Annotated in this window: 20 protein-coding genes and 3 tRNA genes; 11 read left to right on the top strand and 12 right to left on the bottom strand. The window is 67.6% G+C overall.

Features of this window, described 5'->3' with window-relative positions; all coding sequences use genetic code 11:
- Positions 1-161 precede the first annotated feature (161 nt).
- The 5 genes from MG068_RS14400 to MG068_RS14380 all read right to left on the bottom strand — a co-directional run bounded on the left by MG068_RS14400 (position 162) and on the right by MG068_RS14380 (position 3,574).
- Positions 162-1,952: an acyl-CoA dehydrogenase C-terminal domain-containing protein gene (locus MG068_RS14400; RefSeq protein WP_071229676.1), complete on the bottom strand. Its 1,791-nt coding sequence runs from the start codon at positions 1,950-1,952 to the stop codon at positions 162-164.
- 65 nt (positions 1,953-2,017) lie between these two features.
- Positions 2,018-2,494 carry an LEA/WHy family protein gene (locus MG068_RS14395; protein ID WP_132810527.1) on the bottom strand — a complete coding sequence of 159 codons (477 nt, stop codon included), beginning with the start codon at positions 2,492-2,494 and terminating at the stop codon, positions 2,018-2,020.
- 162 nt (positions 2,495-2,656) lie between these two features.
- Complete coding sequence (locus tag MG068_RS14390) at positions 2,657-3,208, bottom strand: lipocalin family protein (RefSeq protein ID WP_132810526.1); 552 nt, start codon at positions 3,206-3,208, stop codon at positions 2,657-2,659.
- Between the two features lie 141 nt (positions 3,209-3,349).
- Positions 3,350-3,425: transfer RNA gene (locus MG068_RS14385), tRNA-Phe, on the bottom strand.
- Between the two features lie 73 nt (positions 3,426-3,498).
- Positions 3,499-3,574 (bottom strand) — tRNA-Phe (locus MG068_RS14380).
- A gap of 334 nt (positions 3,575-3,908) precedes the next feature.
- Between MG068_RS14380 and MG068_RS14375 the strand changes: the two genes are divergently transcribed.
- On the top strand, positions 3,909-4,934 hold the full coding sequence (locus MG068_RS14375; protein WP_132810525.1) for an NADP-dependent oxidoreductase: 1,026 nt from the start codon (positions 3,909-3,911) through the stop codon (positions 4,932-4,934).
- 109 nt (positions 4,935-5,043) lie between these two features.
- Here the strand turns inward: MG068_RS14375 and MG068_RS14370 are convergent, their stop codons facing one another.
- Positions 5,044-5,886 carry a bifunctional transcriptional activator/DNA repair enzyme AdaA gene (locus MG068_RS14370; protein WP_132810524.1) on the bottom strand — a complete coding sequence of 281 codons (843 nt, stop codon included), beginning with the start codon at positions 5,884-5,886 and terminating at the stop codon, positions 5,044-5,046.
- 132 nt (positions 5,887-6,018) lie between these two features.
- On the opposite strand from MG068_RS14370, the gene MG068_RS14365 reads away from it, so the two are divergent.
- Positions 6,019-6,780: an SDR family oxidoreductase gene (locus MG068_RS14365; RefSeq protein WP_132810523.1), complete on the top strand. Its 762-nt coding sequence runs from the start codon at positions 6,019-6,021 to the stop codon at positions 6,778-6,780.
- A gap of 6 nt (positions 6,781-6,786) precedes the next feature.
- Here the strand turns inward: MG068_RS14365 and MG068_RS14360 are convergent, their stop codons facing one another.
- Complete coding sequence (locus tag MG068_RS14360; protein ID WP_132811145.1) at positions 6,787-7,272, bottom strand: hypothetical protein; 486 nt, start codon at positions 7,270-7,272, stop codon at positions 6,787-6,789.
- Positions 7,273-7,433: 161 nt separating this feature from the next.
- On the opposite strand from MG068_RS14360, the gene MG068_RS21100 reads away from it, so the two are divergent.
- On the top strand, positions 7,434-7,604 hold the full coding sequence (locus MG068_RS21100; RefSeq protein ID WP_165929940.1) for a hypothetical protein: 171 nt from the start codon (positions 7,434-7,436) through the stop codon (positions 7,602-7,604).
- A gap of 62 nt (positions 7,605-7,666) precedes the next feature.
- Here MG068_RS21100 and MG068_RS14355 read toward each other — a convergent pair.
- A tRNA-Ala gene (locus MG068_RS14355) sits at positions 7,667-7,742 on the bottom strand.
- Positions 7,743-7,979: 237 nt separating this feature from the next.
- Between MG068_RS14355 and MG068_RS14350 the strand changes: the two genes are divergently transcribed.
- Positions 7,980-10,310: a TonB-dependent receptor gene (locus MG068_RS14350; protein WP_032130294.1), complete on the top strand. Its 2,331-nt coding sequence runs from the start codon at positions 7,980-7,982 to the stop codon at positions 10,308-10,310.
- Positions 10,311-10,398: 88 nt separating this feature from the next.
- On the opposite strand, the gene MG068_RS14345 is transcribed toward MG068_RS14350, so the two are convergent.
- Entirely contained in the window at positions 10,399-12,471 is a 2,073-nt protein-coding gene (locus MG068_RS14345; protein ID WP_132810522.1) for a DUF4034 domain-containing protein, read from the bottom strand.
- A gap of 119 nt (positions 12,472-12,590) precedes the next feature.
- On the bottom strand, positions 12,591-13,670 hold the full coding sequence (rnd, locus tag MG068_RS14340; RefSeq protein ID WP_132810521.1) for a ribonuclease D: 1,080 nt from the start codon (positions 13,668-13,670) through the stop codon (positions 12,591-12,593).
- Between the two features lie 84 nt (positions 13,671-13,754).
- On the opposite strand from rnd, the gene MG068_RS14335 reads away from it, so the two are divergent.
- Both MG068_RS14335 and MG068_RS14330 read left to right on the top strand, forming a co-directional pair.
- Positions 13,755-15,641, top strand: coding sequence for a formylglycine-generating enzyme family protein (locus MG068_RS14335; protein WP_132810520.1), 1,887 nt, complete (start codon positions 13,755-13,757; stop codon positions 15,639-15,641).
- Positions 15,642-15,730: 89 nt separating this feature from the next.
- On the top strand, positions 15,731-16,627 hold the full coding sequence (locus MG068_RS14330) for a M48 family metallopeptidase (protein WP_071229694.1): 897 nt from the start codon (positions 15,731-15,733) through the stop codon (positions 16,625-16,627).
- Between the two features lie 712 nt (positions 16,628-17,339).
- Here MG068_RS14330 and xseA read toward each other — a convergent pair.
- Positions 17,340-18,671, bottom strand: a complete 1,332-nt coding sequence (xseA, locus tag MG068_RS14325; protein ID WP_049401233.1) for an exodeoxyribonuclease VII large subunit — start codon at positions 18,669-18,671, stop codon at positions 17,340-17,342.
- Positions 18,672-18,715: 44 nt separating this feature from the next.
- Positions 18,716-19,786, bottom strand: a complete 1,071-nt coding sequence (queG, locus tag MG068_RS14320) for a tRNA epoxyqueuosine(34) reductase QueG (RefSeq protein ID WP_107431255.1) — start codon at positions 19,784-19,786, stop codon at positions 18,716-18,718.
- A gap of 23 nt (positions 19,787-19,809) precedes the next feature.
- Between queG and MG068_RS14315 the strand changes: the two genes are divergently transcribed.
- The 5 genes from MG068_RS14315 to mutL all read left to right on the top strand — a co-directional run bounded on the left by MG068_RS14315 (position 19,810) and on the right by mutL (position 26,651).
- On the top strand, positions 19,810-21,294 hold the full coding sequence (locus MG068_RS14315; protein ID WP_132810519.1) for an NAD(P)H-hydrate dehydratase: 1,485 nt from the start codon (positions 19,810-19,812) through the stop codon (positions 21,292-21,294).
- On the top strand, positions 21,291-21,773 hold the full coding sequence (tsaE, locus tag MG068_RS14310) for a tRNA (adenosine(37)-N6)-threonylcarbamoyltransferase complex ATPase subunit type 1 TsaE (RefSeq protein ID WP_107431257.1): 483 nt from the start codon (positions 21,291-21,293) through the stop codon (positions 21,771-21,773). The genes MG068_RS14315 and tsaE overlap by 4 nt, the downstream gene beginning before the upstream one ends.
- 82 nt (positions 21,774-21,855) lie before the next feature.
- Positions 21,856-23,418: an N-acetylmuramoyl-L-alanine amidase gene (locus MG068_RS14305; protein ID WP_032130507.1), complete on the top strand. Its 1,563-nt coding sequence runs from the start codon at positions 21,856-21,858 to the stop codon at positions 23,416-23,418.
- Positions 23,419-23,727: 309 nt separating this feature from the next.
- Positions 23,728-24,690, top strand: coding sequence for an IS110 family transposase (locus MG068_RS14300; protein ID WP_132810518.1), 963 nt, complete (start codon positions 23,728-23,730; stop codon positions 24,688-24,690).
- A gap of 53 nt (positions 24,691-24,743) precedes the next feature.
- A complete protein-coding gene (gene mutL / locus MG068_RS14295; protein WP_132810517.1) occupies positions 24,744-26,651 on the top strand; it encodes a DNA mismatch repair endonuclease MutL in 1,908 nt (635 codons plus the stop codon).
- Positions 26,652-26,657: the final 6 nt, after the last annotated feature.

Here is a 26,657-nt window from a genome sequence, read left to right as displayed (position 1 = left end):
GTCCGGTTGCGGGGGCGTGAGCCGCATGGATGCGGCGACCGAGCTTACATGGACGTACTTGCAGCGCCCCCCGCAATTGGACCCACCCTGCCATCCCTCAGGAAGCCGGCTGTTGCTGTTGCTCCAGCCGTTGCCTCCGCGGGTGCCGGGCGCAGCCCGGCTCAGGCGCCGAAGCGCTCGTCGTCCATCGCCATCAGCGGGGCGGCGCCGGCCTGGATCGCGGCGGCGTGGGCGAGGGTGCGCGGCAGCACGCGGGCGAAGTAGAACCGTGCGGTCTCGCGCTTGCCCTGGGCGAAAGCGGCGCCGTGCGCGCTGGCATCGGCGGCCGCCACGCTGCGGGCCCACCAGTAAGCCAGCACCACGTAGCCCGAATAGAACAGGTAGTCGTAGCTGGCTGCGCCCAGTTCGTCCGGGTTGGCGGCCGCGCGCTGCAGCACGTCCAGGGTCAGCTTGCCCCATTCGGCGGCCTTGGCGCGCAGCGGGCCGATGAACTCGGCCAGCGCTTCGTTGCCTTCGTTGGCCTTGGCGAACGCCTCGATCTCGGCCAGCATCAGCTTCAGACCCGCGCCCTGGCTGGACGCGGTCTTGCGGCCGATCAGGTCCAGCGCCTGGATGCCGGTGGTGCCTTCATACAGCGTGGTGATGCGGGCATCGCGGGCCAGCTGCTCCATGCCGTGTTCGCGGATGTAGCCGTGGCCACCGAAGCACTGCAGGGCGTTGTAGGTGTTCTCGATGCCCCATTCGGTCTGGCAGGCCTTGGAGATCGGGGTCAGGAAGCTCACCAGGGTGTCGGCGCGCTCGCGCTCGGCGGCATCCTCGGCGTGGTGGGCGACGTCGATCAGGGTGGCGGCGTGCAGGGCCAGCAGGCGGCTGCCCTCGACCAGTGACTTCACCGTCAGCAGCATGCGGCGCACATCCGGATGGACCAGGATAGGGTCGGCCGGCTTGTCCGGGAATTTGGCGCCGCTCAGGGCGCGCGACTGCAGGCGCTCACGGCTGTACTTCAGTGCGTTCTGGTAGGCGCGCTCGGACAGGCCGATGCCCTGCAGGCCGACCCCCAGGCGCGCGGTGTTCATCATGGTGAACATGGCCTGCAGGCCCTTGTGCGGCTGGCCGACCAGGTAGCCCTGCGCACCATCGAAGTTCATCACGCAGGTGACCGACCCCTTGATGCCCATCTTGTGCTCGATCGAGCCGCAGCGCAGTGCGTTGCGCTCGCCGACGTTGCCTTCGCGGTCGACCTTGAACTTCGGGGTGACGAACAGCGAGATGCCCTTGGCACCCGGAGGGGCGTCGGGCAGCTTGGCCAGCACCAGGTGCACGATGTTGCCGGTCAGGTCGTGCTCGCCGGCAGTGATGAAGATCTTGGTGCCGGTGATCGAGTAGCTGCCATCGGCATTCGGCTCGGCCTTGGTCTTGAGCAGGCCCAGGTCGGTGCCGCAGTGCGGTTCGGTCAGGCACATGGTGCCGGTCCAGCGGCCCTCGATCAGCGGCTTCAGGAAGGCCTCGTGCTGCCAGGCCTCGCCGTGCTGCTTCAGCGCTTCGATGGCGCCGTGCGAGAGCAGCGGGAAGTTGCCCCACGCCAGGTTGGCGGCATTGATCATTTCGTTGAGCGGCACGCCCAGGGTGTGCGGCAGGCCCTGGCCGCCCAGCTCCGGCGAGGCGGTCAGGCCGGTCCAGCCGCCATCGACGAACTGGTCGTAGGCCTGCTTGAAGCCGGGCGGGGTGGTCACTTCACCGGAGGCCTGGTCGAGCACGCAGCCGATCTCGTCGCCGACGCTGTTGAGCGGGGCCAGCACGGTGGCGCTGAAGCGGCCGGCTTCTTCCAGCACGGCATCGACCACGTCGGCGGTGGCGTCGGTGAAGCCCAGGCGGGCGAACAGGGGTTCGACCTTGAGCACATCGTGCAGGGCGAAACGGAGGTCGGAAAGCGGGGCGGTGTAGCTGCTCATCGGTACGTCTCGATTGGATCAGGGACAGGGGGAGCGGCGCCGGGCGCCGCGGCGGAAAGCGGGAGTCAGCGCAGCACGCCCGGCAGGCCCGGGGCCTGGTTGAGGGTGCTGCGGCTGCTGATGTCGAAGCTGCGCTGCTTCTTTTCCTGCGGCGTGGCTGCCACCGTTCCCTTCAGGCCATAGGCCAGGGTGCGGTTGCTGGCCAGCGCATCGGCCACCACCAGGCGTGCGGCCGAGCTGGGCACCAGGTTGACCTGGATGACGTCGGCCGAGGTGCCGCCGATGGAAATGCCCGGCTTGGCCTGCAGGGTGCCGGCGTAGCTGTCGCCGACGGTCAGCGCCAGCGCGACGTCATCGAAGGTCATGGGCATGGAGCTGTAGTTCTGCAGGCGCAGGGCCACGGTCCAGTTGCCGTCGGCGCGCACGGTCAGCTGCTGCAGGCTGGCCGCCGGTTCCGAAACACGCTTGACGATGCCGTTGTTGCAGGCAACAAGGGCGAGGGTGCACAGGACGATCAAGGCGATACGGAAGCGGTGGAGCATGGGCGCAGGTCCTCTGGAGGGGTGCGTTGGATAAGCATACTACGGCGTATGGTCGTTTGGATCGCCTGTGGCGACCCGTCGCAGAGGGTAGCGCGTGAAGATGGCGGCCGGGCGTGCGCGGCGCCGGATGGCGCGCGCGTGGTGCGCCGGATGCGGCGCGGTTCAGTCGGCGGGCGTATCGCGAATCGGAGCCATCAGGCGCAGTGGGCCGAGGTCGTAGCCCATCGTCTCGGCTTTCTCTTTCAACTGTTCGAACCGGGCGCGATCCATTTCCGGCAGGCGCGAGAGGATCCACAGGTACTTACGGTCCGGCTCACCGACCAACGCCCACTGATAGTCCGGGTCCAGTGCCAGGACCCAGTAGTCGGCCCAGACCAGTGGCACCCAGCTCAGCCAGTCCGGCACGAAGCGCACCTGCAACTTGCCGGGATGGCCGGCAACCGGGCGTGCCACGCCTTCAGCAACCACGCGTTCTCCGTCGCCGTTGCGGCAGGCATTGGTGACACTGATGCGGCCATCGCGGCGCAGCCCGTAGTTGGCGGTGATCTCGCCGACGCACTGCTTCTGGAACGACACCGGAAGATGCGCGATCTCGTGCCACTGGCCTGCGTAGCGGTCGATGTCCAGCGTGTCGACTGCGCGCACCGGTTCGGCGGCGATCACCGGGGGGGCGGCCAGCAGCAGGCAGGCAAGCAGAGTGGGGCGCAGAGGCATCGGCAGGCTCCAGGCAGGAGTCTGGAGCGTAGGTGCCACCGCACATGCCGGTGTAAATGTTTCGTCAACCGGGTGGTGTGGCCGCCGCTTGCGCGGAGCGCGAACAAAAAAAAGACCTGCATTTCTGCAGGTCTCTGAAGATGGTGGCCGAAGACGGAATCGAACCGCCGACACGGGGATTTTCAATCCCCTGCTCTACCAACTGAGCTACTCGGCCAAATTGTGTGGCAACCGTGATCAAACCCGGTTTCCGGAAAAAAAAGACCCGCATTTCTGCAGGCCTTCGAAAGTGGTGGCCGAAGACGGAATCGAACCGCCGACACGGGGATTTTCAATCCCCTGCTCTACCAACTGAGCTACTCGGCCACATGTTTCGTTGCAGCGAGGTCGCTGCCAAGGACGCGTATATTACGGAGGTCGGCTGCCTTCGGCAAGCGTTTTGCCAAGATTTCTTCACATTGCCGTCTGCGCGCTCGCAAGTGCTTGATCCTCCGTCCTGGGGCGGGGCGTGGCCAGTCGATCATCGTCTGCGGTGGAAATCAGCAGATCGCGGCGATCGCCAAAGCTGCAAGGGCGAGGGCTGCGCCGGACCCGCGCCGGTCCGGGCGATGGAACGCTGTTTTCGTGGCCGCCATCGGGGATGGCTGCGGCGTAGTGTCGGCACTCCTTTCCTGATGCTGGCAACAGCAGAGACCTGGCCATGTCCGATCCCTCGACCACCTCCCGCATCGTGCTTGCGTCGCGTCCGCAGGGGGCGCCAAGTGCAGCCAACTTCCGCCTGGAACAGGTTGCGTTGCCGTCATTGGCCGCTGGCGAGGTGCTGCTGCGCAACCGGTACCTGTCGCTGGACCCGTACATGCGTGGACGCATGGACGAGGGCCCGTCGTACGCCGCGCCGGTGGCGGTGGGTGCGGTGATGGAAGGGCAGACCGTGGCCGAGGTGCTGCAGTCCAACGCCGAGGGCGTAGCCGCAGGTGAGCTGGTGCTGGCGCCGGGTGGCTGGCAGACCCACGCGGTGCTGCCGGCCAGGGCACTGGGGCGCCGCCTGGACCCGGCCGGACTGCCGCTGAGTACCGCGCTGGGCGTGTATGGCATGCCCGGCTTCACCGCCTATTCCAGCCTGCATGAAATCGCCCGTTTGAAGCCGGGTGAGACGCTGGTGGTGGCTGCCGCGACCGGGCCGGTGGGCGCAACCGTGGCCCAGCTGGCCAAGCTGCAGTGCGCGCGCGTGGTCGCCATCGCCGGCGGCGAAGCCAAGCGAGCCTATCTGCAGACGCTGGGCGTGGACGTGGCGCTGGATCATCGCGCCGCTGATTTCGCCGCGCAGCTGCGTGCGGCGGTGCCCAGGGGTATCGACGTGTATTTCGAGAACGTAGGCGGGCACGTGCTGGATGCAGTGCTGCCGCTGCTCAACGATTTCGCCCGCATTCCGGTGTGCGGCACCATCGCCACCTACAACGAGCGGGGCGTCGAGCAGCCCGGCCCGGACCGGTTGCCCGCACTGTTCAGCCAGATCCTGCGCCAGCGCCTGACCGTGCGTGGTTTCATCGTGCACGACTTCAACCACCTGTGGCCGGAGTTCGAACGCGAGATGCCGCAATGGCTGCGCGACGGCCGCATCCAGTACCGCGAGGATGTGGTGGAAGGGCTGGAGAATGCGCCGGAGGCGTTCTTCGGGCTGTTGCAGGGGCGCAACTTCGGCAAGCTGGTGGTGAAGCTGGATTGAGGCCTTGGCGGTGTGCCGACCAAGGTCGGCACCTACGGGAAGCTGAGTGTGCCGACCAAGGTTGGCAGCTACGGGAAGCTGAGTGTGCCGACCAAGGTCGGCACCCACTTCAGGCAGTCGAGGCCTTTTCCCGGCGCAGCAGTTCGCGCTTGCGCGCTACGCCCCAGGCATAGCCGGACAGGTCGCCATCGCGGCGCACCACGCGGTGGCAGGGCACGGCCACCGCCAACGGATTGCTTGCGCATGCGCGTGCGACGGCACGGCTTGAGCGCGGCGCGCCGATACGCGCGGCGATATCCGCATACGAGGCAGTCTGCCCGCGCGGAATCTGCTGCAGTGCCTGCCACACCCGTTGCTGGAACGCGGTGCCACGGATGTCCAGCGGCAGCGTGGCGCCCCGCGAAGGATCCTCGACCAGGCCTACGACCTGCGCCACCAGTTGCTCGTAGCCCTGGTCGGCGCCGACCAGTTCGGCTTGGCGGAAGCGTTGCTGCAACGACTGCAGCAGGGTCTCCGGATCGTCGCCGAGCAGGATCGCGACCACGCCGGTGGCACTGCTGGCCACCAGCACGCTGCCAAGGGAACTTTCGGCAAGCGCGAAGTGGATGACTTCGCCGCGCCCCCCTGCGCGCCATTGCTTGGGCGTCATGCCCAGCAACTTCGGTGCGTTCTCGTAGAAGCGTCCACTGGAACCGAAGCCAGCATCGTGGAAGGCGTCGGTGATGCGTTCCTGTTGTTCCAGCCCGGTGCGCAGGCGGTCGGCGCGCAGCGCGGCGGCGTACTGCTTGGGGGTCAGCCCGGTGGACTGCTTGAACAGGCGATGCAGGCGCGTCGGGCTGCAGCCAGCGATATCGGCCAGTTCCTGCAGCGAGGGTTCGTCGAGGCTGGTCTGCAGGTGGCGGCAGACCCGTTCGATGCGGTCATCGAGGGCGGTGGTGGCGGTACTGTCCATGGCCGGATTCTGGCACGTGCCGGTGCTGCGGAAACTCCGTTTCCTGCACTCACCTGTGAGGCCCGGAAACGGAGTGTTGGCGGGCCGAAGGCACGGCATCGTGGCGGCCACTTCACAACCGGTACCACGACCATGCGCCTGAACAACAAGATCGCTCTCATCACCGGTGCCAGCGCCGGTATCGGCCGCGCCAGCGCGCTGCGCTTCGCCGCCGAAGGAGCAAAGCTGGTGCTCAACGCACGGCGGCCGGAGCCGCTGCAGGCGCTGGCCGAGCAGATTCGCGCTGCCGGTGGCGAAGCCGTGGTGCATGCCGCCGACGTGGCCAACCCGGGCACGGCGCAGGCGCTGGTCGATCTGGCCCAGCAGTCATTCGGCGGCCTGGACATCGCGCTCAACAATGCCGGCATGCTCGGCCCGGGCGTGCCGGCGGCGGAGTTTCCGGTGGATGCCTGGCGCGAGGTGATGGCCACCAATCTCGACGCCGCCTTCCATGCGGCACGCGCGCAGCTGCCGGCACTGCTGGCGCGCGGCGGCGGCTCGCTGGTGTTCGTCGGTACCTTCGTCGGCCACACCGTGGGATTCCCGGGCATGGCGGCCTATGCGTCAAGCAAGGCCGGGCTGATCGGCCTGAGCCAGGTGATCGCTGCCGAATACGGTGCGCGCGGTGTGCGCAGCAACGTACTGCTGCCCGGTGGCACCGATACGGAGATGGGCCGGAAGGCCGCACCGACCGGCGATGCCCGCGACTTCGTGCGCTCGTTGCACGCACTCAAGCGCCTCGCCGAGCCGGAGGAGATCGCCAATGCGGCGCTGTTCCTGGCCAGCGATGAGAGCAGTTTCGTTACGGGTACCGCGATGCGCGTGGAGGGTGGGGTGTCGATCACCCGTACCTGAGCGCGGTCACGTGCGTGGTGAGTAGCGAATGCCGCTGCTGGCCATGAAGCCTTTCGGATCGAAACGGGCCCAGGCTTCGCCCCAGTTGAACCGGGCGCAGCCGCCGGCCAGTTTTCGCCCCAATGCCGTGGCCAAGGTGCGGCGCATGAACGCGACTTCGGCATCGATCGCTGCATGGGTTGGCCAGCCGTCTTCCAGTGTTGCACCGGGTAGATCGACGCCCATCGTCACCATGTCGAGCTGTTGCCCGTGGAAGCACAGGCTGATGCCAGCGGGCGCACCACCCAGGCTGAGCCGGTGCAGGCTGAGCCAGTGATAGCCGGTGCCGACGTCGTGCTCCCCTCGCACCAGCGTGGCGAACGCGATACGCGCCTCATCCCGTGACAGGGTGGGGCCGATCAGTGTCGGCAGATTGCCGAGCTGGATGCTGCCGTCGGTCGCATCGAGGCGCATCGGCACGGCGTGTGCTGCGTGCTGGACAGAAGAGGGCATGGCATACAGGTGGGCGTGGTGCCTCGGATTCTGGCTGCACGGGGGCCGCAGCGGCAAGCCAGTGCCTGCACATGACGTTGGCACAGGACTGACCTGTGGCTTACCCGGCAACCTCTAGCGTGATGGGCAACGTTGGCGTTCCGCCGGCGAGGGAGATTTCAATGAACGAGCGAGGCAAGGATCAGGACCCGAAGCAGGGCATCCAGGAAAGCCGCCAGGACAGGAAGCAGGACGACGTGGCCAAGCAGCGGCCGGGGCAGCGCGATCAACAGGTGCGCGATACGCACTCGCGCAGCCCGCAGCGCAAGGACGGCGGCGAGGAGCCGGCCTGAGCCGCGGGCGCTGAAAAGAAAAAACCCGCAGATCACGGAGATCTACGGGTTCTTCTGAATAGTGGTGGAGCCAAGGAGGATCGAACTCCTGACCTCGTCATTGCGAACGACGCGCTCTCCCAGCTGAGCTATGGCCCCACGGCAGGGCTTCAGTCTAGCCAAGCGCCTGCCGCTTGCCAAGCCGATCAAAGGAATTCCATGTCGAGACGCGAGGCACATCAGCGGGTGACTGTGCCGAAACCGCTTGTTTCGCCGGGTTTGGGTGCTGCGCAACGAAATCGTAACAATTTGGGGGATAATGGCGGCTTGCGCAGTTATCCTCCTTTTTGCCGCCCGGCTCGCGCAGGCCGCACGGACGCCTCCTCAGAGCATTTCATGCCCTCCCATTCCGATTCCCGCCGCCTGTCGGGTATGTCGTCTTCCTTCGTTTCCTTCCGCCGCCATCCGCTGGCCCTGGCCTGTGCCGGCCTGGCCCTGGTCGGCAGCTTCGGCGCCGCCGCACAGGACAGCGCGCCGACCCCGACCGGCCTGGACACGATTACCGTGACCGCCGAACACCGTGAGCAGAACCTGCAGGAAGTGCCGGTCTCGGTGGGCGTGGTGCAGGGCGAGCGCATGCGCGACTTCACCGCCGGCGGCGACGACACCCTGCTGGCGCTGTCCGGCCGCGTGCCGAGCCTGTATGCGGAAACCACCACCGGTCGCATCTTCCCGCGCTTCTACATCCGTGGCCTGGGCAACATCGACTTCTACCTGGGTGCCTCGCAGCCGGTGTCGATCATCCAGGACGACGTAGTGCTGGAACACGTGGTGCTGAAGTCCAACCCGGTCTATGACGTGGACCAGGTGGAAGTGCTGCGCGGCCCGCAGGGCTCGCTGTTCGGCCGCAACACCACCGCCGGCATCATCAAGTTCGACACCCTGAAGCCGACCCAGGACTACACCGGCCGCGTCAGCGCCAGCTACGCGTCCTACAACAGCGTGTCGATCGACGGCGGCTTCGGTGGCCCGATCAACGACATCGCCTCGTTCCGTGTGTCGGCCCTGTACCAGCACCGCGACGATTACGTCGACAACACCTACAAGGGCCCGAGCGCCGACGGCACGGTCAGCCCGAAGAAGAACGCCATGGGCGGCTTCGATGACCGCAACGTGCGCGCCCAGCTGCTGCTGACCCCGAGCGACCAGTTCTCGATCCTGGCCTCGGCCCACGCCCGTGATTACGAAGGCACCTCAACCCTGTTCCTGCGCGGTGCGCTGACCAAGGGCTCGAACAAGACCGACGTGCCGCGCGACAAGGTCGCCTACGACGAAGCCGGCAACAACCCGCAGGCGTACAAGACCTATGGCGGTTCGGTGAAGGCGCGTTATGACTTCGGCGCGATCGACTTCACTTCGATCACCGCCTACGAAACCACCTCCGGCTACAGCCGTGGCGACACCGACGGCGGCGCCGCGGTGAACTTCCCGGTCAACGGCGTGCCGAACGGCTACGGCCAGTCGATGGGCCGCATCCGTGATCTGGACCAGTGGACCCAGGAATTCCGCCTGGCCAGCCATGACGACAGCGCCCTGCAGTGGCAGGCCGGTGCGTTCTACTTCAACGGCAGCGACACCACCGACTTCTACCAGCGCGCGTGGTTCCTGCAGGGCGCCGCCCGCAACCCGAACAACTGGGTGCGCCTGCGCAACAAGAACACCTCGTGGGCCGGGTTCGGCCAGATCAGCTACGCCTTCACCGACAAGTTCACCGTCACTGCCGGCCTGCGCCAGACCAAGGACGAGAAGCACACCCGCCTGCTGAAGACGGCTGACACTGCCGCTGGCGTGGTCACCTACAAGGGCCGCACCGACGTCAAGATGTCCGACACCACGCCGAGCTGGGATCTGAGCGCGATGTATCAGATTACGCCGGACGTGAGCGTCTACGCCAAGGTCGCACGCGGCTTCCGCGGCCCGACCATCCAGGGCCGTTCGGCGGTGTTCAATGCCGATTTCACCACCGCCGATTCCGAGACCATCCTGTCCTGGGAAGCGGGCGTGAAGAGCAGCCTGTGGGACAACCGCCTGCGCCTGAACGCCACCGCGTTCACCTACACCGTCAACGACATCCAGCTCAACGGCAACGATTCGGACGGCAATGGCGTGCTGTTCAACGCCGACAAGGCCAAGGCCTACGGCTTTGAAGCGGACATGGAGCTGCGTCCGATCCCGAACCTGACCCTGAGCGCCGGCCTGAGCCTGCTGCACAGCGAGATCAAGGACAAGCGCGTGTACGCGCAGGTCTGCGGCCTCAATGGCCAGGTGGTCTGCACCGTCGGCGACCCGACCATCAAGGTCGGTGCCAACACCTTCGCGCAGATCGACGGCAACCCGCTGCCGAACGCGCCGAAGTACAACGTCAACCTGGCCGCCCGCTACGACTTCCCGGTCAGCGACGCCGGCACCATGTTCGTCTCCACCGACTGGAACAAGCAGGGTTACACCAGCTTCGTGCTGTACGACAGCAAGGAGTTCAACTCCAAGGGTGACTTCGAGGGTGGCCTGAAGATCGGCTACTCGGGCAACTACGGTGCCTACGAAGTGGCGCTGTTCGCGCGCAACATCACCAACGAGAAGAACCTCAAGGGTGTGATCGAGAACTACATGGCCGCGGTCTACAACGAGCCGCGTACCGTCGGTGTCTCGCTGAACATGAACTGGTAATGCGCTGTCGCGGTGGCGGGCCGTCCCGCCATCGCGCTGCTGGAATGAAAAGGGCGGCCCGGATTACCGGGTCGCCCTTTTCGTTGCTTCAGACCGCAGTGAGGTTGCTGTCCTGGCTGCGCTGGCCGAAGGTCAGGGCCCAGGTGGCGCTGTCCACCTGCTGGCGGTCCTGTTCCTGCTGCTTGCGTGCGCGGCTGGCACCGAACCAGCGACCCTCGCCGTTGATCAGCGGCGCCATGCGCACCACGTCCACATACTCCGGATCGATCTCGCTGGCACGCTGCAGCCAGGTCAGGGCGAGGAATGCATTGGCCGGGACGCCGTTGCCGACGTGGTAGATGTCGGCCAGGTAGCCTGATGCCCACAGCTTGTCGTCGTCGTCACCGCGCCACCACAGCGGAATCAATGCGCGCTCGACCGCTTCGCGTTTGTGCGCGTCATTCTGGCCATCCAGCGCCAGGCAGGCCAGGTTGCGGCAGGTCGGGCCCCACACCCGCTCGCCGGCCTCGGCCTCATCCAGGCAGCGCAGGTACAGCCCGCGCGCACGCGCTTCATTCTCCGCGCCGCCTGCGGCGACGAGGCGCACGGCCAGGTTGTAGGTGGCGATCAGGTCGCCGCCTTCCACCGCACGCTCCTGCCAGTAGGCGGCCTTTTCCGCATCGGCGAACTGCGGTTGGTCGCGGCCACCGAGGCGGCCCTTGTACAGGTCGCACAGCGCCGACATCGCACCAGCGTCACCGGTTTCAGCCATGCGCTGCAGCAGTGACAGGCCCGCGGCCTGCGAAACATCACAGAACAGGTTGGCGGCGAACGTCACCGCCGAGGTGTTGTCCTGCTGCGCAAGCTTCAACGCGCGCTGCAGCAGGATACTGGCGCGCGTCGGGTCGCTGGCCTGGCCGAGCAGGCCATGCTCGATGGCGGTAGCGGCCCAGAGCAGGCCGATCGCCGAATCGCCTTCGCGCGCGGCATAGTCCACCACCTGTGCGAACAGTGCTTCGGCACCGTCGACATGGGCGAACCAGGTGCAGGCCTCGAGGTTGCTGAGCCCCTCATGCAGGACCACATCGCGGTCCAGTGCCCATGCCTGCTGCAGATCTTCAAGCACCGCCTGCATGTGGTGCGGATCCCACTGCACGACGTCTTCGATGTCTTCAACGCGGCCAAGCCGGTAGCGCAGCCCGGCACGCTGGGCCAGCACCTGCGCGCGCAGGTTGCGGTCCAGGTGCCAGTCGAGGATCTGCGCGTACGCGCGCTCGTGCGCGGCCACGGCGTCGGCATCCTCGCGGTGGGGCAGATCGCCCATCCAGTCCTGTTCCTTGTGCCAGCGCAGCGCGTTGCTCTGCGCCAGTTCCAGGCCACGGCACCAGCCACCCTCGATGAAGTTCTCCATCGCCTCATGGCTGCCGCCCCAGCGCGGGTACAGGAAGTACAGGGTGTCTTCCAGCGTGGCCAGATCGTCCGGGCGCTGCTCCAGCACCAGGCGCATCCAGTACGCCAGCGGTGCGTCGAAATCGTCCTGGCTGCGCTCGCGCAGCAACGGGGGCAGCGTATCCGGCAGCGTCTGCAACGGCGCACCGAAGCGCGACAGCAGCTGCAATGCCTGTGGCCAGGCTTGAGGGTAGTGCTCGGCCAGCGCGGCGTCATCGGATGCGGCGGGCTCCCCGGCCTGCAGCGCACGCAGCCAGTTCGGTTCGCGCAGGTAGCTGGTGATGCGCTTGATGCCATCCAGCGCCAACGCAGGTCGTGGCGACAGCGGAATCGCCTGCAGGTAGGCATGCACGGCATGATCGCGGGCCAGCTGCGCCGCCAGCCATTGGCTGTCTTCCACCAGCGCGGCCACATCGGCGCTGCGCAGGGCACCGGCCGCTTCTTCCCAGCAGGCACCGAGGCGCAGATGGGCGTAGTAGCTGTGGGGGGCGGCGGCGACCCACTGCTGTGCCTGCTGCAGGCGCTCATCCAGGGTCAGGGTGGGATCCTGCAGGTTGCGCAGGCGCCAGCGGATGCCGGGGAGTGGCCGTTCGCCGCCCAGCCAGGCTTGTTCGTGCGGCGCCAGCTGCGCGTCCAGTTCGGAGTAGCGCTTCGCCTGCAAGGCAGCGCGCGCCCCTGTGCGCCAGGCCAGGTCCGCGGCGGAGAGGCCGTCCTTCGCAACTCCATTTGTCATCTGATGCAATCCAACATTGGCGGGGACGCTATTGGACAGTCCCGCGCTCGCGTCGGCAAGCGTGGCAGATGCTCATTCTGCGTGTTACGGGCGCCGGCACAGTGCCGGCGCCCGCAGTGTCAGCGTGCCGGCAGCAGCGCCTGCAGGCGCGACTCCAGTTCCTGCTGGCGCCAGCCGGCCAGTGCGGCGGGCCATTGGCGACGTTCCAGATAGCTTTCCAGGTGCTTGCGCGAGGCAAGGATGCCATCCGGCAGTCCCAGCTCGCGGCTGCGTTCGGCCACGGCATCCTGCAGCTTCTTCAGCGCTTGCTTGTTGCTGTCGTTGGCCGGCAGCGCCAGCGGGGCGTCGGCCTCATCGGCCAGCGGCGTCTCGAGCGCCTGCCACACGGCGCCAGCGAGCTTGCGCGGTGCCTTCGGGAACTGCTCGAACAGCTGGCCCAGCGCGGCGGCATCGGCCGGTGGCGTGCGTGCCAGCGTGGCGGCCAGTTCGTTGTCCAGGATCCAGCTGCGTGGGCGGTCGCTGCTGCGCGCCTGCACATCGCGCCAGCGCAGCAGGCGCAACAGGCGGTGCTGTGCGGCGGCGTCGAGGAACTGTGCCGAGCGCATCGACAGGTGTGGCCAGCGGTCCTCGTCATTGGCAACGCTGGCCAGCAGGCGCTCGCCGTCGTCATGCAGCCACTGCTGGCGACCCAGCGCCTGCAGCCTGGCATCGATGGCGTCGTGCAGTGCGAACAGGTGTTCGACGTCGTCGGCGGCGTACTGCAGCTGCGACTCCGACAGCGGTCGGCGCATCCAGTCCGAGCGGGTCTCACCCTTTGCCAGTGCGACGCCGGTGATTTCCGCCACCAGCTTCTGGTAGCCCATGCCACCGCCGATGCCGGCCAGCGAGGCGCCGATCTGGGTGTCGAACAGCGGCCGTGGCAGCACGCCGCACGCCCACTTGAAGGCGACCAGGTCTTCGCTGGCGCTGTGCATCACCTTGGTGATGGATTCATCGGCCAGCCACGGCGCCAGCGCCTCGGTCATGCCGGGAATCAGCGGGTCGATCAGCAGGATGTCCTGCCCGACCGCCATCTGCACCAGGGCCAGCTGCGGCCAGAAGGTGCGTTCACGGATGAATTCGGTGTCCAGGCCGATGCGGGTCGGGCGCTGCTGGAAGTACGCATCCAGCTCGGCGGGGGTGGTGATCCAGGTTGCCACGGGTCAGGGCCTACTACTCGGGTTTGCTCAGGCAGGGGAGAATAGCCTAACGTCGGTGCGCGTCCGTGCCGAAGGAGGCTCTGCTTGCGTTTTTCGTTGTCGCCCGTGCTGTGCACCGTCCTGGCCTTGGCCTTGGTCGGCTGCACGCCGTCGCCCCCCACGGCAACGGACCGGAGTGCCGGGGAACAGGCGCGCCGGTCCGCGGACGCAGACAGCGACGAGCGCCCGCAGGCCGGGCAGGGCAGCGTGACCATCGCCGGTGAGGATGCCGCCGAGGATGTACAGCAGTGGACGCCGCCGCGGGTGGACCGCCAGGGCCGCAGCCTGGCCCAGTTGCACCGCGCCGCCGAGCAGGCGTTCGCCGAAGGACGGCTCTATGAGGATGCCGATGCCGCCATCCCGCTGTGGCTGGCGGTACAGGAAGAGGATCCGGATGACCGCCAGGCCCGCCAAGGCCTGCAGCGCGCCCGCCAGCGCCTGCAGCAGCAGGCGGATGCGTTGCTGGTGCGGCCGCTGAAGCAGCGCGAGGCGCTGGCCGAGGCCAGCCGCCAGGCGCTGGTGCTGCTGACGCTGGCGCCGAAGGACGAGAAGGTGCGTGCGCTGCAGGGACGGGTGGAGCTTGCCCAGCGGGTCGTGGCCTATAACCGCGCCGGCGAAGAGGACCTGCGCTCGGACCGGATCGGTGAAGATGGGGATGGGGCCATCGGCAACTTCCGTGAGGCACTGGCACTGGATGAGGACAACAGCCGCGCACGGCAGGGACTGGCCGCGGCCGAAAGTGGACTGATCCGCCGCGCCGAAGACGCGGCACGCACGCGTGATTTCGCCAGCGCCGGCACCTGGCTGGCCGAAGCGAGCAAGGTGCGCGACTCGTCGCCCACCATCGCCGACGCGTTCGAGCGCATCGAACAGATCCGTGCGGCGGCATTGCTGCAGCTGCGCGATGACGGCCTGCGCGACCTGTCCACGCCGCAGGGCCTGAAGCCGGCGCGCGAGAAACTGGCCGAGGCCCTGCGCATCGCCCTGCCGGGAGACGCGGTGGTGGCCCAGCTGCGTGAGCGTATCGACCTGGCCACCCACTACGGCAGCTTCCGCCCTGGACAGGTGTTCAGCGACGCCATGCGCGATGGCGGACGCGGGCCGCAGATGGTGGTGGTGCCGCATGGCGGTTTCCAGATGGGCGCCGGCGATGCCGATCCGGGCTCGAGCGATGCCGAGCGACCATCGCACTACGTGCGCTTTGATCGAGGCTTTGCGATGGCGATCACCGAGGTCACGGTCAGCGATTTCCAGCGCTACGTGAAGGCGACCAATGCGCGCCCACGGGCGACGCGGCGCGGCCATTCGGTGGTCTATGACGAACGCAGCGGCAACTTCATCCGCCGCAGCGGCGTGGACTGGCGCTCGGATTACGACGGTGGCCGCGCGATGGCCAATTCGCCGGTGATGCACGTCAGCATCCGCGATGCCGAAAACTATGCGGCGTGGTTGTCCGAGCAGACCGGGCGCAGCTACCGGTTGCCCAGTGAAGCAGAGTTCGAGTACGCGCTGCGCGGTGGCAGCAGTGGTCGCTACCCCTGGGGCGATGCCGGCACGCCGCCGCCGGGCAGCGGCAATTTCACCGGCAGCAAGGACGTGTCGCCGTCCGGGCGGCATTGGCACAACGCCTTCATCGGCTATGGCGATGGCTGGTGGGGGCCGGCACCGGTAGGGAGTTTCCAGGCCAATGCCTTCGGCCTGCACGACATGGGCGGCAATCTCAGCGAATGGGTGGCCGATTGCTGGCATGCCAGCTACCGGCGCGCGCCCTCCGATGGCGCCGCCTGGTTCAACCCGGGCTGCCGCGCACGGGTGATCCGGGGCGGCAACTGGGCCAATGCGCCGGAGCAGACCCGTGCCGCCTGGCGGCAATCCCAGGACTCGGATACCACCAACGCGCGCATCGGCTTCCGCCTGGTACGCGGCATCTGATCGGCGGCCGGCTTCACCCGTTGCTGGCATCGGCGCACTAAGATTGCGCCGTGCCCGCCGGCCGGCGGGGCCTGCTGGAAGCCGACCCGATGCGCAATGATCCCTTCTCCCGCTCGCCGCAAGGCCCGCAACGGCGCGGCCTGTTCGGCAACATCCGCTGGTGGGTGCTGTTGCTGGCCGCCGGCTATGCGGTCTTCTACTGGTTTTCCAACCGCACGGTGGATCCGTATACCGGCGAGAAGGTGATGATCGACAGCAGCCTGGATGCGCGGCAGGAGACCGCTTTGGGGCTGCAGGCCTACCAGCAGATCCTGTCGCAGGAACGGCCGATGGATCCCAATGCGCCGATCGCGCGCGATGTGCGCGACATCGCCCAGCGGCTGATTGCCAAGGTCGATGTGGTGGAGACCGCGCTGGCCCAGGAGCACGGCGTGCAGCCGGCGCATTTCGCGCGTGATTTCCAGTGGGAAGTGAACGTGATCCCGTCCGAGCAGGCCAATGCGTTCTGCCTGCCTGGCGGCAAGATGGCGGTCTACACCGGCCTGGTGCCGGTGGCACGAACCCGCGATGCGATGGCAGTGGTGATGGGCCATGAAATCGCCCATGCGCTGCTGCGCCACGGTGCACAGCGCATGGCCCAGCAGAAGCTGACCCAGATCGGGCAGGTGGCCGGCGCTGCCAGCGGCATGGACGCGCAGCAGCAACAGATGATGATGTCGGCGATGGGTTATGGGTATCTGCTGCCGTATGCGCGCAGCCACGAGACGCAGGCCGATGAAGTGGGGCTGATGCTGGCCGCAGCGGCGTGCTTCGATCCACGCGAGGCGGTGCCGCTGTGGCAGCGCATGAGCCAGGCCAGCGGTGGCCAGGCGCCGCCGGAATTCTCCTCGACCCATCCCAACCCGGGTACCCGCATCCAGAACCTGCAGGCGTTGATGCCGAAGGCGCTCGAGTACCGGCAGAAGTTCTGCGAGCAGGCAAAGTAGAGGGTTGTTCGGCAGGGCTGCGCCCTGCACCTGCCGAAGCAACAGCAACAGCGTGCATTCCGTGGGATGGCGGGGTGGGTCCGGTTGCGGGGGCCGCTGCAAGTCCCCCTCCGGGGCCCGGCCCAGCCGCTGGCGGCTGGGCGTTCGGGCGCTTGCGAAGCAGTGCTTCGCAAGCAGAGCGCCCTCACCCATGTAAGCTCGGTCGCCGCTTGCTCGTGTGCGCAGTCCTGCGCACACGGCAAGACCGGGGTTGGGCGTCGTGCCCAACCCGCCCGAGGCATGCCTCGGGCCCATGCGGCTCACGCCCCCGCAACCGGACCCACCCCGCCTTCGACAGATTCTCGCAATCTGTTCGCTCTTCTGTAGAGCCGAGCCATGCTCGGCTCAAATCGTTCCGATATCGAAATATTCGATTCCGATGGAGATTCATCCACGCATGCGTGGATCTACCGTGTCGACCAAGGTCGACAACTACCAACAGCCTCCGGAATCTGTCAGAGGTGGGGCGGTGTCGGAGTGCGGGGTGTCAGCCGCATGGATGCGGCTGCCAAGCTTACAGGGACGTACTTGCAGCGTCCCCGCACTCCGACACCGCCCCGCCATCCCACGGAATGCTCGCTTTTGACGTTGACGTTGACGTTGACGTTGACGTTGACGTTGCCTTGGCTTGAAGCCTCTGCAGGTGCAGGGCGCAGCCCTGCCGAACACCCCTTTACTTGACCTGCACCTCGATCACGCCGTCGCCAACGCGGGCCTGCAGGGCGTCACCCGGCTGCACCTGGTCGACGTGCCGCACCAGGGCACCATCGTCACTGCGGGTCAGGATGCTGTAGCCACGGGCCACGGTCGCCAGCGGGCTGACCGCTTCCAGCGAACGCGCCAATCCGCGCAAGCGCAGGGCATCGCGCTCCAGCAGACGCTGCATGGCCACCTGCGGGCGCCCGCGCAGGGCAGCCAGGCGGCGCTGCATCGCGTCGAGCTGGCGTTGCGGATGGTGCCCGCGCAGCACCGCCGCCGCATGGCGCAGGCGTGCGGCACGGCGTTCCTGCTGCTGGTTGAACGCGGCATGCAGGCGTCGGCCCAGATCGAGCTGGCGACGGCGCAGCAGGTCCAGCCGCGCCTGCGGGCTCTGTGCGTTCAGGCGCAGCAGGGCACGATCGGCGCGCTGCATCGCCTGCTGCATCGCATGCCGTTGCAGCTGCACCATGCGCGCTGCAGTCCGGCGCAGGCGCAGGGCCAGTTCGCGCTGGTCGGGTACCAGCAGCTCGGCCGCCACCGACGGCGTCGGTGCGCGCAGGTCGGCGGCAAAATCGCTGAGGCTGAAGTCGGTTTCGTGTCCCACCGCCGACACCACCGGGGTGCGGCTGGCGGCGATCGCTCGGGCCAGGGCTTCATCGTTGAAGGCCCACAGGTCTTCCAGCGAGCCGCCGCCGCGGGTCAGCAGGATCACGTCGTAGCGGCCACTGGCGTCGGCGGCCTGCAGCAGGCGGGTGATCTGCGCGGCGGCACTGCTGCCCTGGACCAGGGTCGGCAGCAGGTCCACTTCCAGCAGTGGGAAGCGGCGGCCGAGCACGCTCAGCACGTCGCGTACGGCGGCACCGGTGGGCGAGGTGATCACTGCCAGGCGTTGCACGTGCGCCGGCAGCGGCCGCTTGCGTGCCGGGTCGAAGAGGCCCTCGGCCTCCAGCCGTGCCTTCAGCTCCTCGAAGGCGCGGCGCAGCGCGCCTTCGCCGGCTTCTTCCATGTGGTCCAGCACCATCTGGTACTCGCCACGGGCGTCGTATAGCGTCACCTTGCCGCGCACCAGCACGCGCATGCCTTCGCGCGGCACGAACTTCAGGTACTGCGCCTTCATCCGGAACATCGCTGCGCGCAGCTGCGCACGTGCGTCCTTCAGGGTGAAATACAGGTGCCCGGAGGCAGGGCGCGCCACGCTGCCCAGTTCGGCCTCGACCCAGATCGCCGGGAAGCTGCCTTCCAGCAGGTCGCGGGCCAGGGTATTGAGCTGGCTGGGGGTGAGGATGTCGTTGTTGCGTGGCTGCATGGGAACGGCGTGCTGCGGGCGGAACGGGGGCTCAGGATCGCACGTCAGCGCACCGTGTGCTGGCCCAGCGCCCACTGCACGTGTTCACGCACCAGCGGCGAGGGATCATCGATGCGGGTATGCAATGCGGCGAGCGCTTCGGCAGAGGACGGTGCGTTGCCCAGTGCCACGGCGATGTTGCGCAGCCAGCGTTCATGGCCACTGCGCCGGATCGGGCTGCCTTCGGTACGGCGCAGGAACTCGGCTTCATCCCAGGCGAACAGCTGGTCCAGCCGCGCGGTATCGAGGTTGTTGCGCGCGCGGAAATCGGCTTCGTCGGTACGCTTGGCGAACTTGTTCCAGGGGCAGACCAGCTGGCAGTCATCACAGCCGTAGATGCGGTTGCCGATCAACGGCCGCATCTCTTCGGGAATGGCGCCATCGTGCTCGATGGTCAGGTAGGAGATACAGCGCCGCGCGTCCAGCCGCTGCGGGCCGGTGATGGCCTGGGTCGGGCAGACATCGATGCAGCGCGTGCAGGTACCGCAGTGTGCTGTGGCCGCTGCATCGATCGGCAGCGGGATATCGATGTAGATCTCGCCGATGAAGAACCAGGAGCCGCCATGGCGGTCGATCAGGCAGGTGTGCTTGCCGATCCAGCCCAGGCCGGCATTGCGCGCCAGTGCGCGTTCCAGCACGGGGGCGGAATCGACGAATACGCGGTAGCCCAGCGGTGCCACTTCATCGTTGATCTGCGTGGCCAGCTTCTGCAGGCGGTTGCGCATCAGCTTGTGGTAGTCGCGACCCAAAGCGTAACGGGCCACGTAGGCGCGGCCCGGGTCGGCCAGGGTTGCCCAGGCTTCGGTGTCGTCCTTGTGGCTGTAGTCCATGCCCACCGAGATCACCCGCACGGTGCCGGGCAGCAGTTCGGCCGGGCGCGCGCGCAGGGTGCCGTGGCGCGCCATCCAGTCCATCGTGCCGTACAGGCCCTGGCCCAGCCAGTCGGCCAGGTGCGCTTCATCCTCGCCCAGCTCGATGCCGGCGATGCCACAGCGCTGGAAGCCATGCGCACGGGCGAGTTCGCGGATGCGCTGCACGGCCTGGGCCGGATCGACAGGGGCGGGAACGGGGGACATGTGCACCAGTATAAAATCCCCGCATGGCCAACCTTGCCGATCTGTTCGATTCCGCTGCCGCGCGTGCGCTTGATGCGCAGGCCTCGGCGCTGGCCGCCGAGGGCGGTTGGGGCCTGATGGCACAGGCCGGCCAGGCCGCCTGGCAGTGCCTGCTGCAGCATTGGCCGCAGGCGCAGCGGATCGGCGTGGTGGTTGGTGCGGGCAACAACGGCGGCGACGGCCATGTGCTGGCCCGCCATGCGCTGCAGGCCGGACGTGAGGTGACGGTGATCGCCTTGCCGGGGAAGCCACCGTCAACCGCGCTGGCACAGCGTGCAGCATCGGAATTCACATCCGACGGCGGCACCCTCACCGATTTCGACGGCGCGCTTCCCGAGGCCGATATCTGGGTCGATGCACTGTTCGGGCTGGGCTTCGATCGCGTGCCGGAGGGCGTGGCTCAGACGCTGATTGCCGCGCTCAACGCGCAGGCGGCACCGGTTCTGGCGCTGGACGTCCCCAGTGGCGTGGATGCCGACCGCGGCGCCGTACCGGGCGAGGCGGTGAGGGCGGCGCTGACTGTGCAGTTCATCGTGCCGCATCGCGGGCTGTACACCGGCGATGCACTGGACCATTGCGGGCGGAAGGCGCTGGCGCCGCTCCAGCTATCCGCGGCCGCATGGCAGGGCGTGTCACCCGCTGCGCAGCTCTGGACGCAGGTGCGCCTGCCGGCCCTGCTGCCGCCGCGCCGCACCAATACCCACAAGGGCGAATCCGGGCACGTGCTGTGCGTCGGCGGCAACCATGGCAGCGGCGGCGCCATCGCCATGGCGGCTGAAGCGGCGTTGCGCGCGGGTGCTGGATTGCTGAGCCTGGGCACCCGCCGCGACCACGTCGGCCCGTTGCTGGCTCGGCTGCCCGAGGCCATGACCCATGCACTGGAAGATGGTGACGCGCTGCCGGCACTGCTGGACAAGGCCAGGGTGGTGGCGATCGGCCCCGGTCTGGGCCAGGACGAATGGGCGCGCGCACTGTTTGCGCGGGTGCTGGCCAGCGCCAGGCCACTGGTGGTCGATGCCGATGCACTGAACCTGCTGGCGCAGGATCCGCGCGCGCTGCCCGACGCCATCCTTACGCCACACCCGGGCGAGGCCGCGCGCCTGCTGGGTTGCAGCACGTCTGACATCCAGGCCGATCGCTTCACCTGCGCGCAGGCACTGGCCGAGCGCTTCCACGCCGTGGTGGTGCTGAAGGGCGCCGGCAGCATCGTCGCAGCGCCGGGGCAACGGCCACGACTGATTGCGGCTGGCAATCCCGGCATGGCCGTGGGTGGCATGGGAGACCTGCTGACAGGCATCATCGCCAGCCTGCGTGGGCAAGGCCTGGCCGCCTTCGATGCCGCCGCCGCTGGTGCGCTGCTGCATGCGCTTGCCGGCGACGTCGCTGCCGCCGACGGCGCGCGCGGCCTGCTTCCAACTGATCTGCTGTCGCCGCTGCGGCGACTGGCCAACCCGGAACTTTCCCGATGATCGATTTCTTCCTTGCCGACAGCGATGCCACTGAACTGCTCGGGCAGTGGCTGGCCGCCACCCGACCGCCGCAGGCGCTGGTCGAACTGCGCGGCGACCTGGGCGCCGGCAAATCCACCGCCGCCCGCGCACTGCTGCGCGCACTGGGCGTGCAGGGGGCGATCCGCAGCCCGACCTACACCCTGGTCGAGCGCTATCCGCTGGCCAGCGGTGGCGAGGCCTGGCATCTGGATCTGTACCGGATCGGCCAGGCCGGCGAGCTCGATTTTCTCGGACTGGACGAGGGCAGCGCGGTGTTGTGGCTGGTGGAATGGCCGGAACGCGGCGCTGGCGCGCTGCCGCCGACCGACCTGGTGGTGGCGCTGGAGATCGAGGGGCAGGGGCGTCGCGTCCGTCTCACTGGAGCCAGCGACGTCGGACATGAATGGCTGGAACGGCTCCCCCAAGGGGGCGACTTGCAGGCCATTTCTGTCGGCTGACGAGAACAAACACCGGCAGGTTACGGATTATTAAGGAAAAAGGTGTTGCATTCCGTTCAGCGCGGTGATTGAATCCTGAGCCATGCGCCCGGGGAACCGTCTCATTGCCATCTGTGCCGCCGTCGGACTGAGTCTGGCGAGCGTCAGTGCGTGGGCCGGTGAAGTCCGTCAGGTCCTGCTGAATACCGGCGCCACCGGCACCCGTGCCGAGATCTCGCTGGTCGGCAGTGGCGGTTACAAGACCTTGTCGCTGGCCGGACCGAACCGCCTGGTGGTCGATTTCCCGGACTCCAGCGCCATACGCAACCTGAAGATGCCGGCCGCGCAGGGCGTGGTCACGGCGGTGCGTACCGGACAGCCGGTGCCGGGGACCTTCCGTGTCGTTTTCGACCTCGCTGAATCGGTGGCGCCGTTCCGCCCACAGATGCAGCGCGAAGGCAATGAATCCAAGCTGGTGATCGAATGGCCGGGCGATGGCCCGGCCGTGGCCGCCAGCCGCCCGCCAGCGACGCCGGCGGTGCAGCCGCAGGCACCGGTCAACACGCCCGCACCGACGCCGGCCGAGAGCGCGCAGTCGCGCAACGACGCCGCGCGCGCCACCGCGCTGTTGACCGCGCAGGTACAGCAGCAGGCCAGCGCCGCGGCTGCCACACCGGCCACTCCGACCCCGGCCCCGTCCACTGCACCGGCCCAGGTCGCGGCAGCGGGCACGGCTGCCAGCAGTACGCCGTCCGCATCGCCGGCTGCCATCCTTGCCGGCCAGCGTACCGCCGCCGTGGTAACCACGCCGCCGGCCACAGCGCCTGCACCGGTTCCGACCACGGTGGTGCCACCGCGTCCGGCCATGCCCAGCGATGCCTCGCGCATCCGCATGCAGGCTGGCATGCGCCACCTGGTGGTGGCCATCGATCCGGGCCACGGCGGCCAGGACCCCGGTGCGATCGGCCCGACCGGCAAGCGCGAGAAGGATGTGACCCTGGCCGTAGCGCGTGAGCTGGCCCGCCAGGTCAACGCGACGCCGGGCCTGAAGGCCTACCTGACCCGCGACAGCGACGTGTTCATTCCGCTGCCGATGCGCGCGCAGAAGGCGCGTGCGAACAAGGCCGACATCTTCATTTCGATCCATGCCGATGCGGCGGAAAACCGTTCGGCCACGGGCTCATCGGTGTACGTGCTGTCGACCAAGGGCGCTTCTTCGCAGCGCGCCCGCTGGCTGGCGGACAAGGAAAACGCGGCCGACCTGGTCGGTGGCGTGCGCCTGCAGCAGACCGAAGGCACGCTCGCCAACGTGCTGCTGGATCTGGCCCAGAGCGGCTACATGAAGGCGTCCGAGGACGCGGCCGGCCATGTGCTGGGCGGCCTGAAGCGGATCGGCAACAACCACAAGCCGAACATCGAGCGCGCCAACTTCGCGGTGCTGCGTACTTCGGACATGCCGGCGATGCTGGTGGAAACCGCGTTCATCTCCAATCCGGATGAAGAACGTCGCCTGATCGACCCGGCCTACCAGCGCAAGATCGCCGGTGCGGTGCTGGACGGTGTGCACACGTTCTTCAGCCGTCAGCCGCCGCCGGGCACGTTGTATGCCGCCCGGGCCCAGGCCGAGATCGACGCCGCCGGCACCATGGCCGGCGGCAGCAAGTAACCCGCCGAAGGCGGGTTACTGCTTTCTGTAGAGTCGAGCGGCGCTCGACTGGGCCTTCCCGGTAGCCCGTCAGTCGAGCATGGCTTGTATGTTCCTCCCGGCTCCTACGCGGTATGTAGGAGCCAGGGTGGAGGGACCGTCAAGCATGCATCTGCGGATACTAGCCGACAGACGAGTCGAGCGATCCCCATCCCGCACACGAACGTCGATAAAGGATCGTACGGCCCCCAAAGGGGATCGTCGATGTAGGCAAGCTAACGTCGGTGCGGTACCACCCCAGCCCCTTAAAGATAGCTGGGAGCCGTACAAATGTCTGATTCTCTCGATATTGGCGTGGACGTGGACTCCAAGGAGTTCGTACCGGCAGTGGCCGACCGCAAGGCCGGCGACAGGATCGCCAACACCCGGGCCGGCATAGCCCAGTGGCTCAACACCTTGCCCCAGCGATGCCGGATTGGCATGGAGGCGACGGGGCGGTACTACGAGTTGTTGGCTCGGATGGCTGGCCAGGCAGGCCACGTTGTCTATGTGATCAATCCACGTCTGATCAAGCACTACGGCCGGGCGACGGGCTCGCGTGGCAAGACGGACGCCATGGACGCCGAAGCGATCGCCCGATACGTGAAGAAGGAGAACGATCGCCTGCGTGAATACGTACCGCGTACCGATGAGCAGCAGCAGATGCACGATTTGCTGCGCAAGCGGCAGACGCTGGTAAAGACACGCGCGCGCCTGGAGCAATCCTTCGGGGTAAGCAAAAGTGCCCCCGGGGAGCTGTCAGATCTGTTCTGCGCTCTGGCTGGGACGCTGTCCGAGCTGGAAAGCGAACTGCAGCGCTTGGGTCGCGATGGAGAGCATGGCACGCTCTACAAGCGCCTGTTGACCATCCCTGGTATCGGCCCCGCTGTCGCCGCTCACCTGATCTACTACATGACGCGCTGGCCGTTGGCCAACGCCAACGCGTGGATCGCCTGCACCGGCCTGGATCCCCGGCCCAACGAGTCTGGCGGAAGAACGGGACGGCGTCGGCTGTCCAAACAGGGCGCGCCAGTGCTGCGCCAGATGCTCTACATGGCCGCCATGGGGCTCAAGCGGTGTCGCCGGGGGCAACCGCTCTACGACGAGCTGTCAAAACGCGGTCACCCCAGCACCGCCGTCTTCAACATCCTGGCCAGAAAGCTGGCCAGGATCGCCTGGGGTGTCTTCAAAAGCGGCCGGAACTTCGATCCGGCCATGCTGAAGGTGGGTCAAGCCTGCTTCCAGCAGGCTTGACCACGAACATAGGATCTCGACTCTACCCTCGGCCGCTCCGTTATCATCCCCGCATGACGTCTGCTACCCATCCGCGCCCGATCCGGCCGTTGCCGGAGATCCTCATCAACCAGATCGCCGCCGGCGAAGTGGTCGAACGTCCTGCGTCGGTGGTCAAGGAACTGGTCGAGAACGCGATCGATGCCGGTGCCAGCCGCGTTGATATCGATCTTGAAGAGGGCGGCGTGCGCCTGATCCGTATCCGCGACAACGGCAGTGGCATCGCACCGGAACAGCTGCCACTGGCGGTTTCACGCCACGCCACCAGCAAGATCGCCGATCTGGACGACCTTGAATCGGTGGCCACGCTCGGTTTCCGTGGCGAAGCGCTGCCGTCGATCGCCTCGGTCAGCCGTTTCACCCTGTCCTCGCGCCGCGCACATGACGAACACGGTTCGGCGCTGCAGATCGAAGGCGGCAAGATCGGCGAAGTGACCCCGCGCGCGCATGCGCCGGGCACCACGGTGGAAGTGCGTGAGCTGTTCTACAACGTACCGGCGCGGCGCAAGTTCCTGCGCGCCGAGCGCACCGAGCTGGGCCATATCGAAGAATGGCTGCGCTCGCTGGCGCTGGCGCGGCCGGATGTCGAACTGCGCGTCTCGCACAACGGCAAGGCCTCGCGCCGCTACAAGCCGGGCGATCTGTATTCCGATGCGCGATTGGCCGAAACGCTGGGCGAGGATTTCGCCAACCAGGCCGTGCGCGTCGACCACAGTGGTGCCGGCCTGCGCCTGCATGGCTGGATCGCGCAGCCGCATTACTCGCGCGCGAGCGCCGACCAGCAGTATCTGTACGTCAACGGCCGTTCGGTGCGCGACCGCAGCGTCGCCCACGCGGTGAAGATGGCTTACGGCGACGTGCTGTACCACGGCCGCCAGCCGGCCTATGTGTTGTTCCTTGAGCTCGACCCGACCCGCGTCGACGTCAACGTGCACCCGGCCAAGCACGAGGTGCGTTTCCGTGATTCGCGGCTGGTGCATGATTTTGTCTACCGCACGCTGAAGGATGCCCTGGCCGATACCCGTGCCGGCATGTCGGCGCAGGAGATCGGTGCTGGCGCCGTGCATCCGGTGGATGCGGCCGCTGCACCGGTGGCATCAACCGCGGGCGCCTCCGGTTTCGGACTGGTGCGCGGTCCCGCACCCGGCGCTGGCTCCGGTGGTGGTGGTGGCGGATTCTCAGGCTGGCGCCCGCAACAGCCACTGGGGCTGCAGGTTGCCGATGCTCCGGCTGCCTATGCCGCGCTGTATGCCGCACCGGCCGGCGCCGAGCGCGGTGCTGCGTTGCCGTCGATGCCGACCGAGAACGGACTGCCGGTCACCAGTGCCGATGCCGGCGTGCCGCCGCTGGGCTACGCGATTGCGCAGCTGCATGGCATCTACATCCTGGCCGAGAACGCCGAAGGCCTGATCGTGGTCGACATGCATGCGGCGCACGAGCGCATCGGCTACGAGCGGCTGAAGAACGCGCACGATGGCATCGGCCTGCAGTCGCAGCCGTTGCTGGTGCCGATCACGCTGGCGGTGGGCGAGCGCGAGGCCGACACCGCCGAAAGCGAAGCCGAAACGCTGGCCGCACTCGGCTTCGAAGTGACCCGTGCCGGCCCCGGTTCGCTGCACGTGCGCAGCATTCCGGCGCTGCTGGCGCATGCCGAACCGGAAGGGCTGCTGCGCGACGTGCTGACCGACCTGCGCGAACACGGCCAGAGCCGGCGTGTGGCAAGTGCGCGCGATGAGCTGCTGTCGACCATGGCCTGCCATGGCGCGGTGCGTGCCAACCGACGGCTGACCGTGCCGGAAATGAACGCGCTGCTGCGCGACATGGAAATCACCGAACGATCGGGCCAGTGCAATCACGGCCGACCGACCTGGGCCCGTTTTTCGCTGGCGGAGATCGACCGCTGGTTCCTGCGCGGACGTTGAGGGGAG

It is taken from the genome of Stenotrophomonas sp. ASS1, assembly GCF_004346925.1.
GTDB classification, from domain to species: Bacteria; Pseudomonadota; Gammaproteobacteria; order Xanthomonadales; family Xanthomonadaceae; genus Stenotrophomonas; species Stenotrophomonas maltophilia_A.
The sequence above is the reverse complement of the archived record's forward strand: the minus strand, read 5'-3'. Positions and strand labels throughout refer to the sequence as shown.

Excerpts from the sequence above, each read along its gene's own strand:
- MG068_RS14400 (WP_071229676.1), bottom strand. The coding sequence starts at position 1,952 with ATGAGCAGCTACACCGCCCCGCTTTCCGACCTCCGTTTCGCCCTGCAC.
- MG068_RS14395 (WP_132810527.1), bottom strand. The coding sequence starts at position 2,494 with ATGCTCCACCGCTTCCGTATCGCCTTGATCGTCCTGTGCACCCTCGCC.
- MG068_RS14390 (WP_132810526.1), bottom strand. The coding sequence starts at position 3,208 with ATGCCTCTGCGCCCCACTCTGCTTGCCTGCCTGCTGCTGGCCGCCCCC.
- MG068_RS14375 (WP_132810525.1), top strand. The coding sequence starts at position 3,909 with ATGTCCGATCCCTCGACCACCTCCCGCATCGTGCTTGCGTCGCGTCCG.
- MG068_RS14370 (WP_132810524.1), bottom strand. The coding sequence starts at position 5,886 with ATGGACAGTACCGCCACCACCGCCCTCGATGACCGCATCGAACGGGTC.
- MG068_RS14365 (WP_132810523.1), top strand. The coding sequence starts at position 6,019 with ATGCGCCTGAACAACAAGATCGCTCTCATCACCGGTGCCAGCGCCGGT.
- MG068_RS14360 (WP_132811145.1), bottom strand. The coding sequence starts at position 7,272 with ATGCCCTCTTCTGTCCAGCACGCAGCACACGCCGTGCCGATGCGCCTC.
- MG068_RS21100 (WP_165929940.1), top strand. The coding sequence starts at position 7,434 with ATGAACGAGCGAGGCAAGGATCAGGACCCGAAGCAGGGCATCCAGGAA.
- MG068_RS14350 (WP_032130294.1), top strand. The coding sequence starts at position 7,980 with ATGCCCTCCCATTCCGATTCCCGCCGCCTGTCGGGTATGTCGTCTTCC.
- MG068_RS14345 (WP_132810522.1), bottom strand. The coding sequence starts at position 12,471 with ATGACAAATGGAGTTGCGAAGGACGGCCTCTCCGCCGCGGACCTGGCC.
- MG068_RS14330 (WP_071229694.1), top strand. The coding sequence starts at position 15,731 with ATGCGCAATGATCCCTTCTCCCGCTCGCCGCAAGGCCCGCAACGGCGC.
- xseA (WP_049401233.1), bottom strand. The coding sequence starts at position 18,671 with ATGCAGCCACGCAACAACGACATCCTCACCCCCAGCCAGCTCAATACC.
- queG (WP_107431255.1), bottom strand. The coding sequence starts at position 19,786 with ATGTCCCCCGTTCCCGCCCCTGTCGATCCGGCCCAGGCCGTGCAGCGC.
- MG068_RS14315 (WP_132810519.1), top strand. The coding sequence starts at position 19,810 with ATGGCCAACCTTGCCGATCTGTTCGATTCCGCTGCCGCGCGTGCGCTT.
- tsaE (WP_107431257.1), top strand. The coding sequence starts at position 21,291 with ATGATCGATTTCTTCCTTGCCGACAGCGATGCCACTGAACTGCTCGGG.
- MG068_RS14305 (WP_032130507.1), top strand. The coding sequence starts at position 21,856 with ATGCGCCCGGGGAACCGTCTCATTGCCATCTGTGCCGCCGTCGGACTG.
- MG068_RS14300 (WP_132810518.1), top strand. The coding sequence starts at position 23,728 with ATGTCTGATTCTCTCGATATTGGCGTGGACGTGGACTCCAAGGAGTTC.
- mutL (WP_132810517.1), top strand. The coding sequence starts at position 24,744 with ATGACGTCTGCTACCCATCCGCGCCCGATCCGGCCGTTGCCGGAGATC.